This is a genomic window from Algoriphagus taiwanensis, from assembly GCF_036245645.1.
In the GTDB taxonomy this organism is placed as follows: Bacteria; Bacteroidota; Bacteroidia; order Cytophagales; family Cyclobacteriaceae; genus Algoriphagus; species Algoriphagus taiwanensis.
Map to the genome: position 1 here is coordinate 45,034 of NZ_BTPE01000022.1, position 9,070 is coordinate 54,103.

The following is a 9,070-nucleotide window of genomic DNA, read 5'->3' on the forward strand; positions in this document are numbered from 1 at the left end:
ACTAGGACCGATTAAAACAGAGCAAAGATTTCTTTTCGTACCCCTTCATTGATGATGATGGCCAAAATCAAAGAGACAACCAAACCAAACAAGGCCTTCAATATGTCTTTTCTGCCCAATCGAAACGCTCTGAAAAGCCAAGCCTTTCGCTTGGAGGATTTGCCGTGCTTACCCAAAGCAATGGCCAATTCTCTACCTGCCAAAAGTCCGATAAATACCCAAGTCGTACTCATGGGCACTTTGCTGTACATCTTGAAGTAGACCAAAATTACCGAATAGACCAAGTCCACAATCGTAGCTGCCCGTACGTCCGTCACGTTGGACTTCTCGTTGACAATGTCCTGAATCTTGTCTCCTTTCAAGTAAAAAAGGAATCCTAAACCAAAAAAGATAAACCCGGTGTAGACCAAAAATTCATAGAGATTGAGCTGACGGGGTAGAAACACCGCAATATTGGCTGCATCCTGCATAATCCAAACCGCCCACAAAAGCCCCGATGTAAGCCACTGCAGATAAATCCAGTAGGGAGCCGGCTTTCCTTTCAGGTAGTTTTTGACAAAGCGCTCCAGAATAAACCAAACCAACATGGCCAAAACAAAAGCCAATAGATAACCCAAAAAGCTTTTGGTCATCACGTCTACAATCGTTCCCGCCTTGTAGGTGAAGACATTGAGCAAAAGGAAAGTAGTGGAAACCGGCATTCTAAACCGGGTCATGATCAAAAGGACGATGGGTGCTGCCAATTGGAGGAAGACAAAGCTTTCAGGGGCTTTTTCCAGACCGGGAACACTCAGACGCTCATAACTCACGTCTCCGCCATAAGTCATCCAACTGTAGGTCACCGTACCCACAAAAATCAACCCCATAAACAACCAAAGCAGGTACCAGGGTCTCTTGCTATTGGATGCGATGAATGTACCAATAGTCTGAATACTGTCATTGGCGATCGCGGAGTAGGCTGCCAAAGCAAAGCCAAACCACATGGCCGCATAATGATAGGGAGTAATCAGGCCTGCGATAGAGATGAGGATACAAACGGTAATCAGAAAGGGGCGCTCACTTTTGGTGAAATCAAAAAGGGCATAGGCTGATTTGGAAAGCTTGTCCTGATTGATATTCTGATCTAATTTTTTCTGCTTCATTGCCGGGTGGCTTAATTTTGGCGCCAAATTACTGAAGATAATCCGGAGGTCATGTTAACAAATTGTTAACTAGCCAAAAAACCTTCTTTATCAACCCTATTTTAGCTGGTTATTCTGAAAAAATATTCAACTTTTGCCCAGAAATTGATTAAAAATTCTGCTCATCACATCCCTTCACAGGGTAATCCACAAAAAAATTCATTGTCTAGGGAATGGAAAGTGAGGAACTAAGCAAGTCCAATGTCTCAAAAAATGTAAAAAACTACATTCAGGTAGGCCTTGGGCTTTTGTTATTTATTTTTTCAATTGACTTGCTCACTGTGTCCATGGGCGCTATCAACGATACCGTGGCCAATGAGATTCTCCTTGCTACCCGGAATCCTTTCATCAGCTTGTTCATTGGCCTGCTCGTAACAGCTTTGATCCAAAGCAGCTCCACCGTCACGGCCAGCATTGTGGCAATAGTCGCTTCTGGAAATATGACCCTTCAGCAGGCTGTTCCCATGGTTTTGGGTGCCAATATCGGCACCACCCTTACTTCTACTTTGGTCTCTTTCTCTTTTATCATGAAGAAAAAGGAGTTTCGAAGAGCACTTTCAGCAGGGATTCTCCACGATTTATTCAATATTCTGAGTGTGATTATTCTTCTTCCTTTGGAAATCTATTTCGGATTCCTCAGCAAGATTGCTATACAGATTGCCTCGTTTTTTGCTACGGATGATGCATTTGAAGGTCCCATTGTGTACAACAAGATCTTCACAAGACCAATTACCCAGTGGATTACAGATCACATCAGCATTCCTTTTGTGACCATGATTTTGGCGGTTTTCTTGGTCTTTGGTGCGATAAAGGTGCTCTCCTCCACCATGTACAAGACCTTTGTCTTGGACAACTTTAACCGGATCAATAATCTCATTTTCAAAAAATCGGGCCTATCCTTTATTTATGGCACCTTCTTTACTGCCTTGGTACAGTCTAGCACAGTGACCACCTCACTGGTGGTTCCCTTGGTGGCCAATCGAAAAGTAAGCCTGGCCAAATCCTTCCCTTTTATTGTGGGGGCAAACCTGGGAACGACGATCACGGCTGTCATCGCCTCGGTTTATAAATCCGAGGCAGCCATTGCTTTGGCCATTGTTCACATCCTTTTCAACGGATTTGGAGCATTGATCTTTTTACCCTTTGCCAGACTGAGAAATATCCCGGTTCAAATCGCCCGATTCATGGGAAAAAGTGCAGTCCAAAACCGGGTCGTGGGTTTTGCCTATATCCTCATCACCTTTTTTATTCTTCCGTTTTTACTGATTTTCTTCAGCAGGGACTAGCTCTCACGTGCTCTCATTTCATTCATCAGGCCAAGGGCCGAACTGGTTCCGATTCGGTCTGCGCCTGCTGCAATCAGTTCCAGCGCGAAATCCAAGGTTTTGATACCTCCACTGGCTTTGATGCCAACTCCTGATCCCAAAGTGCTTCTCATCAGCTTAATATCTTCCGTCTTTGCACCGGTGGGCGCATAGCCTGTGGAAGTTTTCACATAATCTGCTCCCGCATCCTGACAAATCAAACAGGCTTCGCGGATCTGCTCAGGAGAAAGGTATGCCGTCTCGATGATCACTTTAAGAATCCGCTCTTCTTCATGGCATAGCTTGGCTATCTGAGAAATCTCAATTTTGGGCCAATTCATCCCGGAGTGAAAAGCGGTCTGAGACCAAACCAAATCCAACTCATCTGCTCCCTGACGGATTGCTTCCTGAGTCTGGGCCACTTTGCTTGCCGTATCCTCAAACCCAAAGGGAAAACCAATGACAGTGACTACCTGGATATCTTCCTGCTGAAGTTCTCTTTTTACCTTTTTCACCCAAAAAGAAGGAACACATACCCCGACAAACTGCTCCTGTATGGCATCTCTGACCAACATATCCACCTCCTCACCTGTCATTGTCGGCTTCAAAAGGGTAGACTCCAAAAAACGGTTAAGCTTCTTCATTGAACTCACGGACATAATCACTCAAATACATAAACTCCAAAGTCAAGTCCCCATCTCGAGCCACTGTGGCACGCTCCAAAATGGCGGAATTTTCCTCAAAAAGCGCTGGAATCACCCAATGGGAAAGCTGTCTTCCAAACTCAGCACTGGACTCCCGGGGAAGCTCGCAGGGCAAATTATCAATAGCCATCACCGAAATGCTCGTCTGACTGCCAAAGGCTGGAATTTCCGTCCCAGATTCCCTTTCGATATCGTACACTGGTGATTGAATCGTAGATGCACGGACTGTAGTCGGGATCGAGCCACCAATATCACAGGTGATATCGGCAATCACAGAAAGGGCAAAATCAGGGCTTTGGATATCCTCTAATCGAAACAATCGGGGGGCCCCTTTGGCCCAGTAAGCTGCAGCAATCAAAAGCTCTCCAGCCTCGGCAAATTTTTGGAAATGGCTTTCGTATTTCTCAGGGGATGAATAAAACTCCTGTCGGTCATATCCTCCGTCGGATTTTCTCCGGTTGTAATCCGAGGAACCCAATACCACGTAGACAGGCTCTTCAAAATAGCTATGGAGAAAATCATGGGTATTGACTTCTTGCAGACCGAGGGAATCCAAAACCTCCTTTACTCCACCCCCTACCCGGCCTGAACCGGTCACGACAATTTTGATCGGAGGGAACTGTACTTTGCGAAGCTCCTCATGCATTTCCTTTAAGTCTTTGAGCTGTCTTGCTCTTTGGATTTCATACAGGGCAGTTTTCTGCCCATAGGTCCAGAAAGCATTGTAGGCTCCGACTATTCCCGCCCATCGCCCAAAGGCAACGACCCGCTTCCCTTCCTCATCTTTAAGCACCTCATAGTCGACGAGTCGGATGTTTTTCTTCAATACAGCCTGGAGAAGGGGACGATTGTAGGCTTGTTCTTTGATGGTATGGGAAAAGAAAAAATAGGTCTTGTCCGGAATCAATTGAGCAACCGGCACCTCTTTGACACCAAATAGGAACTCAGCTTCAGAAATATCCTCCACGACGGAGATCCCTGCCTCTCGATATTCCTCATCGCTAAAACACCGATTGGGACTTGACTCTACCATAAATTCCACCTGATCCCCATATTTAGCCTTGAGCTCTCTGAGCTGATCGGGAGTAAAGGGCGTTCGGTCGTCGGGTGGATTTTTTCCTTCGCGGATTATTCCGATTTTCATACTTTGGACAAAAGTCTAGGATTAATTTCAACCATTAGCGAATGATGCCCTACCTTCTGATGGCCTTAAGCTGGGCTGTATTTTATACGATTCATTCTGCGCTTGCTGCGTCCAAGTTAAAAAGAATTTTAAAGGCGAAGTGGCCAAACTTTTACAAAAACTACCGGCTCGTTTATTCTTTGCTCTCTTTGGTTTTGTTTTTTCTTCTTATGATTCAGGCTTCTCTTTTGCCCCCTGCCAGTCTTTTCTATCCGATTCCGATTGTCGTCCACTTGGGCTATTTGGTTGCCACCTTGGGAGTGATAGTTTTACTCAGATCTATTCGGGAGATATCCATAAAAAAGTTTCTTATCGAGTCCGAAACCCAAGCCAATGACTTAATCATCAAAGGAATATATTCTAGGATCAGGCATCCCTTATACCTAGGGCTTGTATTGATTTTCGGAGGGTATTTTATGGTTTCAGGGACTTGGGGAGCCGGAGTTCATCTGGCCTGTCTGATTCTGTATTTGCCCTTTGGGATTCATTTTGAAGAAAAAAATCTTCTGGAATTTTTTGGGGATGCTTATCGGGAGTATCAAAGAAAGGTTCCTGCCTTTTTCCCCAGTTTGTTTAAATGAAAAAAAGGCCCGAGGGCCTTTTTTATTAATCTATTCCAAGGAAGTCAAAATCGAAAACCAAAATCGAATTGGGAGGGATTCTTTCTCCTTGCGCTCTATCCTCATATCCATACGGAGAGGGAATGATCATTTGCCCTTTGGTTCCGGGTCTCAATCTCCTGAAGCCTAAATCCCAACCTGGTATCACCTGGCCTGTGCCCAAAACAAACCGGAAAGTCACATAATCTCTGGATTCAGAAAATATTCCATTTTCACGGGCAATATCTTCATCAGACGTATCGAATACTGTTCCATCAGTCATCAGGTATCCAGTATATTCGGTATAAACCACAGAATTGGTCACAGGTCGGGTTCCTACTCCGTCTTCCTGTACGATAATCACCACTCCTGAAGGATCGTGAATTCGGTAAACACTGTCAATTCTAGCCGTATCTAGGAAAGCATCGATTTTCTCTCGATCAATAGCCAAATTTCCAGCCGCATCGTAGATCGGCCCTGTGACAAAAGGATTGTTGGGCTCACAGGAGGCTAAATATGCTAAAACAGAAAAGAAAAAGAGATTTCGGAATAATTTCATGGATTCAGGTGGTTTAGACCATTTTTAACTTCAATCAGGTCTAATTCGAAAATAAGCGGTGAATTGGCAGGTACTGGTCCATTAGGCTGAGAGCCGTATCCTAAACGAGAAGGGAAAATCACAGTGGCTTTTTCTCCTGCTCTCATTAGAGATAATGCAAATTCAAATCCGGTAATTGCAAATCCATTTCCAACCGCAAAACGGAGAGGTTGATAGTTTCTGTTTGAATCAAAAACCCCATTATCTCTAGCTATTTGTTCGATAGAGGTATCAAATACTTTATTTGACAAAAGCTTGCCCGTGTAGTCAACCCGAACTGTATCACCTCTAAGCAGATTATTCAGCTCCGGATCTACAGACACTTCCCAAAACATGTAGAAACCTTCTACAGGCTCAGAAAATTCTTTCACCGACGGGATAGGGTTTTCTAAAAGGTACTTCTCTATCGCCTCTTTGTCCCTTTCCAAAAGCACTTCTTGGGTCTGATCAGGATCCACGCAAGAAAGGGCTGCGAAAGAGCCAATAAGGACAGTAAAAAGGGCTTTAAGTCTTGGATTCATAGATATTGGTTTAGTTAATTTTTTGGCTTTATTTCTGAACGTCGACCACTTCTACGTCAAAAATCAAAATGGAGTTTCCGGGAATCATGGCACCTGCACCTGCTTCTCCATAAGCTAGAGGAGAAGGGATCAGGAATTTACCCTTGGATCCTTTTTTCAACAGCATCAGGCCTTCATCCCATCCCGGGATGACCTGACCCATACCTACATTGACCGGAAGTGGCTCGTAGGGACGTCCTTCGCTGAATACATTATTGGATTTGGCGATTTCTTCCCAAGAAGTATCAAACAAAGTACCGTCCAATAAGTAACCGGCATAGTTGACATACATGGTCGTACCCGGAGTCACAGCATCGCCTGTTCCCTCCTGCTCGATCACATAGTAAAGTCCATTTTCTGTTTTTTGTACATTCAGGCCTTTCTCAGCTGCATAAGCCTCGATGGTAGCTGCTTGTTCCACCATCATAGTCTTAGCTCTCTCGGCACTTTTTGCCTGCTCAGCCATCATGACTTCTTCATAGTAGGACTGCATTTCTGCCTCTGTCTTGACAGCAAAAGCACCCAATTTGACAGTCAGCTTATCTTCTGCTTCCAAGAAAGCCGGGAAATTTCCGCTGAAAATGATGTTGGCAGTAGATTGAAAGGTGATGGAATCGCCTTCTTTCAAGTTGAGGAAAATCTCATCCAAGCCATTTTGAGCTGGAAGTGAATCATTTGCCATCAGATAGCCAGGAAATGGCTGATCCAAGGTGCTGTAAACTACTGAATCTGCATCATTGGTGATGACTAGGTTGTACAGTATAAAGTCCCCGTTGGGAGCTTTGGTAGAGCCCTCTTTCACATAGGTGTACTCGATTCCGTCTTTTTCAGTGACTTGAGTTTTCTTGCAGGAGGTAAGCGTACCTAGACCGACTACAAGGGCTAGGCCTGCCAAAAGGCTGTTTTTGGTTTTCATAAATTTTAAGTGAATTTTCAATTTTCTGTTTTTTTCCGATTACTCGGCACTGATGCCTTCGGTTTGGAAAAGTTGCTCCTGACATTTTTCGACTAGGCTTTCAAAAACCTCGACGGTCTCTTTCAGGCTTAGCATGGATTTTCCTCCTGCAGCGTTTTTATGTCCACCTCCTTCGAAGTAAGACGCAGCAAACTTGTTGACCGCTACTTCAGGACTGGATCGGAAGGAAATTTTTATTCCATCTTCCCGCTCTGAGAAAAGTGCAGCCAGCTTAATGCCGTCCAAAGATAGGGCATAATTGACCAGACCCTCTGTGTCCCCGGTCTGACTTTGATATTTTTTAAGATCTTTTTTACTGATGACAAAATAGGCCGTGTGAATGTCTTCCCTGACTACCAATCGCCGGGTAATTGCAAAACCGATAAACTTCAGTCTATTGACGGAATTGGAGTCATAAATCAGGTTGGAAATCTGAGAGGGATCTGCCCCCAAACCAATCAATTCCGCAACCACCAAATGGACGTTTTTGGTGGTATTGGGATGGCGAAATCCACCCGTGTCGGTCATGATGCCGGCATAGAGACAAGATGCAATGCCCGCATCGATGAGGTCCCTATCCCCAAGCTTGACGATCAGTTCATAGACCAGCTCGCAAGTAGCAGCAGCTTTGGTACTCCAAAACCGAAAGTCAGCAAAGTCTTCCGGGTCCTGATGATGGTCAATATTAACAATATAAGCCTTGGATTTACGGATCATCTCTCCGAGTTCATTTACCCGGTTTAGGGCAGAGAAGTCCAAGCAGAATATCATTTCGGCTTCGTTCAGCCTTTCAGTGGCAAGTTCTTTGTCTTCTTCTTTGGAAAAATCCAATACCCAATCGTTGCCCTGCATCCAATACAGGAAAGAGGGATAATCCGAAGGAGTCACCACCGTCACTTCATGGCCTTTTTTCAACAGGTAGTTGGCAAGACCCAAAGAGGAACCCAAAGCATCGGCATCGGGCTTGACATGGGTGGTGATGAATATTTTTTTGGGTGAAGAAAGTTCTCTTTGAAATGTAGCTAAAGCTTCCATTAGAATCTGTTCAGCAGCACATTGGCTCTAGTAGCCTGCAAAGGTCAGTAATTTTTTCAGAAATGCCAAAGCGTGAATCTCCCTGAAAATAAGCGAAATAGCAGAGATTCCTGGAGGGTGTAGCCGAAATTGAAAGGAAAACCTCTATTTTTGCGACCGATTTAAACCAATAGATACAATCCCATGGCAGGAAACAGAACATTCACCATGATCAAGCCGGACGCTTTTGAGGCTGGCAACTCAGGTGCAATTTTGAAAATGATCGAAGAGGCAGGTTTCAAAATCGTAGCTATGAAGGCCACGAGACTGACTCCTGAATTGGCGGGTAAGTTTTACGAAGTCCACAAAGAGAGACCTTTCTACAAAGATCTTTGCGCTTACATGTCTTCCGGTCCTATCATCGCAGCTATCCTGGAGAAGGAAAACGCAGTGGAAGATTTCCGTACCCTAATCGGAGCTACCAACCCTGCTAACGCTGCGGAAGGCACCATCCGTAAGATTTTCGCCAAATCCATCGAGGCGAATGCAGTTCACGGATCTGATTCTGACGAAAATGCTGCTATTGAAGGAAATTTCTACTTCTCCCAATTGGAGCGAGTAATCTGATTTTTTCAAAAGCTCAACAGGAAAAAAGCGCCGATTGGCGCTTTTTTTATTTTTCTCTAAAGAAATCCATAATTACCAACTTCCTCCAGCTCCTCCGCCGCCGAAAGAACCTCCTCCGAAACCGCCAAAGCCACCTCCCCCTCCGAAGCCTCCCCCAAAGGAACCTTTTCCTCCTGACTCGTCCTAAAAATAGTTTACAGGTTATTGTTTAAATCCTGATACTGATTGACTATTTCTGTTAGTCCTTTTATTGGTTTACAAGTGTACGGTTTTTGGGGTAATAGTTTTTCCACAATCGATCTGTTTTTTGATTGGTTTGATGGATTTCTTCAGGAGTTTTGTTTC

10 protein-coding genes are annotated in these 9,070 nt (G+C 44.5%); 3 read left to right on the forward strand and 7 right to left on the reverse strand.

Translation table 11 applies throughout. From position 1 onward, the window contains the following. Positions 1-11 precede the first annotated feature (11 nt). Positions 12-1,142 carry an inorganic phosphate transporter gene (locus AAA938_RS19455; RefSeq protein ID WP_338230495.1) on the reverse strand — a complete coding sequence of 377 codons (1,131 nt, stop codon included), beginning with the start codon at positions 1,140-1,142 and terminating at the stop codon, positions 12-14. A 212-nt stretch (positions 1,143-1,354) separates the two neighbouring features. Between AAA938_RS19455 and AAA938_RS19460 the strand changes: the two genes are divergently transcribed. Next, on the forward strand, positions 1,355-2,467 hold the full coding sequence (locus AAA938_RS19460) for a Na/Pi symporter (RefSeq protein ID WP_338230497.1): 1,113 nt from the start codon (positions 1,355-1,357) through the stop codon (positions 2,465-2,467). Here the strand turns inward: AAA938_RS19460 and deoC are convergent. Then, positions 2,464-3,129, reverse strand: coding sequence for a deoxyribose-phosphate aldolase (gene deoC / locus AAA938_RS19465; RefSeq protein ID WP_338230498.1), 666 nt, complete (start codon positions 3,127-3,129; stop codon positions 2,464-2,466). The genes AAA938_RS19460 and deoC overlap by 4 nt on opposite strands. Further along, a complete protein-coding gene (locus AAA938_RS19470; RefSeq protein ID WP_338230500.1) occupies positions 3,116-4,333 on the reverse strand; it encodes an NAD(P)-dependent oxidoreductase in 1,218 nt (405 codons plus the stop codon). Before AAA938_RS19470 ends, deoC begins: the two co-directional genes overlap by 14 nt. Before the next feature lie 41 nt (positions 4,334-4,374). Between AAA938_RS19470 and AAA938_RS19475 the strand changes: the two genes are divergently transcribed. Then, the gene (locus AAA938_RS19475; protein ID WP_338230502.1) at positions 4,375-4,953 is read left to right on the forward strand and encodes a methyltransferase family protein; all 579 of its coding nucleotides are present in this window, start codon (positions 4,375-4,377) and stop codon (positions 4,951-4,953) included. A gap of 25 nt (positions 4,954-4,978) precedes the next feature. Here the strand turns inward: AAA938_RS19475 and AAA938_RS19480 are convergent, their stop codons facing one another. Genes AAA938_RS19480 through AAA938_RS19495 form a run of 4 tightly spaced genes read right to left on the reverse strand, consistent with a single transcriptional unit; the run spans position 4,979 to position 8,119 of the window. After that, positions 4,979-5,530 (reverse strand): FKBP-type peptidyl-prolyl cis-trans isomerase, encoded by a 552-nt coding sequence (locus AAA938_RS19480; protein ID WP_338230504.1) that lies wholly within the window; start codon positions 5,528-5,530, stop codon positions 4,979-4,981. Further along, complete coding sequence (locus AAA938_RS19485) at positions 5,527-6,090, reverse strand: FKBP-type peptidyl-prolyl cis-trans isomerase (RefSeq protein ID WP_338230506.1); 564 nt, start codon at positions 6,088-6,090, stop codon at positions 5,527-5,529. Before AAA938_RS19485 ends, AAA938_RS19480 begins: the two co-directional genes overlap by 4 nt. 28 nt (positions 6,091-6,118) lie before the next feature. Continuing rightward, complete coding sequence (locus AAA938_RS19490; protein WP_338230508.1) at positions 6,119-7,045, reverse strand: FKBP-type peptidyl-prolyl cis-trans isomerase; 927 nt, start codon at positions 7,043-7,045, stop codon at positions 6,119-6,121. A gap of 39 nt (positions 7,046-7,084) precedes the next feature. Continuing rightward, entirely contained in the window at positions 7,085-8,119 is a 1,035-nt protein-coding gene (locus AAA938_RS19495; protein WP_338230511.1) for a DHH family phosphoesterase, read from the reverse strand. Positions 8,120-8,302: 183 nt separating this feature from the next. Here AAA938_RS19495 and AAA938_RS19500 point away from each other — a divergent pair, with 183 nt between their 5' ends. After that, positions 8,303-8,725, forward strand: coding sequence for a nucleoside-diphosphate kinase (locus AAA938_RS19500; RefSeq protein ID WP_338230513.1), 423 nt, complete (start codon positions 8,303-8,305; stop codon positions 8,723-8,725). Positions 8,726-9,070: the final 345 nt, after the last annotated feature.

What these genes read in the sequence shown, in the direction of transcription:
- AAA938_RS19455 (WP_338230495.1), bottom strand. Translation starts at nt 1,142, where the DNA reads ATGAAGCAGAAAAAATTAGATCAGAATATCAATCAGGACAAGCTTTCC.
- AAA938_RS19460 (WP_338230497.1), top strand. Translation starts at nt 1,355, where the DNA reads ATGGAAAGTGAGGAACTAAGCAAGTCCAATGTCTCAAAAAATGTAAAA.
- deoC (WP_338230498.1), bottom strand. Translation starts at nt 3,129, where the DNA reads ATGAAGAAGCTTAACCGTTTTTTGGAGTCTACCCTTTTGAAGCCGACA.
- AAA938_RS19470 (WP_338230500.1), bottom strand. Translation starts at nt 4,333, where the DNA reads ATGAAAATCGGAATAATCCGCGAAGGAAAAAATCCACCCGACGACCGA.
- AAA938_RS19475 (WP_338230502.1), top strand. Translation starts at nt 4,375, where the DNA reads ATGATGCCCTACCTTCTGATGGCCTTAAGCTGGGCTGTATTTTATACG.
- AAA938_RS19480 (WP_338230504.1), bottom strand. Translation starts at nt 5,530, where the DNA reads ATGAAATTATTCCGAAATCTCTTTTTCTTTTCTGTTTTAGCATATTTA.
- AAA938_RS19485 (WP_338230506.1), bottom strand. Translation starts at nt 6,090, where the DNA reads ATGAATCCAAGACTTAAAGCCCTTTTTACTGTCCTTATTGGCTCTTTC.
- AAA938_RS19490 (WP_338230508.1), bottom strand. Translation starts at nt 7,045, where the DNA reads ATGAAAACCAAAAACAGCCTTTTGGCAGGCCTAGCCCTTGTAGTCGGT.
- AAA938_RS19495 (WP_338230511.1), bottom strand. Translation starts at nt 8,119, where the DNA reads ATGGAAGCTTTAGCTACATTTCAAAGAGAACTTTCTTCACCCAAAAAA.
- AAA938_RS19500 (WP_338230513.1), top strand. Translation starts at nt 8,303, where the DNA reads ATGGCAGGAAACAGAACATTCACCATGATCAAGCCGGACGCTTTTGAG.